The 433-nt window shown below is 43.9% G+C and carries 2 protein-coding genes; both read right to left on the bottom strand.

The features are described 5' to 3' along the window. Window positions 1-208: ATP-binding cassette domain-containing protein (locus tag LKX83_RS31890; RefSeq protein WP_227887277.1), on the bottom strand; the 208-nt coding region annotated here is incomplete at its 3' end. 18 nt (window positions 209-226) lie between these two features. Continuing rightward, a partial coding sequence (locus LKX83_RS31885) for an RbsD/FucU domain-containing protein (RefSeq protein WP_304518361.1) occupies window positions 227-433 on the bottom strand: 207 nt, incomplete at its 5' end.

The following is a 433-nucleotide window of genomic DNA, read 5'->3' as shown; positions in this document are numbered from 1 at the left end:
TGCTCATCTCTTGCCCGCGCACACGAATAGCCCCCGCATCCTTCTGATAAATTCCGGTAAGAATTTTCATTAAGGTAGATTTCCCCGCTCCATTCTCACCCATCAGCGCGTGAATTTCACCTTTTTTTAGCGAAAACGATACGTCTTTAAGTACATGTACTTTTCCAAATGATTTAGTAATGCCTGTCATTTCAATTAGCGTGTTCATTCTGCAACACCCTTTTGTTTAAAAGATCACGCCGGATGTCAAAATAATATTTGCATATGGCGTAGCTTCCCCTGTCCGGATAACAGCTTTCGCATGCCCGGTCAGCTTTTTGAATTCCTCATGTGATACATAGGAGAGCGAAGCGTGAGGTAATTTGTTCCCTATCTGCTGTGCAATCCCCTGATTATATGTTGTAATCTCACTGGCAAGCACGGCCGATTCCAC

The organism is Cohnella baijiui (assembly GCF_020731285.1).
Classification (GTDB): Bacteria; Bacillota; Bacilli; order Paenibacillales; family Paenibacillaceae; genus Cohnella.
Note: the sequence above shows the minus strand (reverse complement) of the source record. Positions and strands in the feature narration are given on the sequence as shown.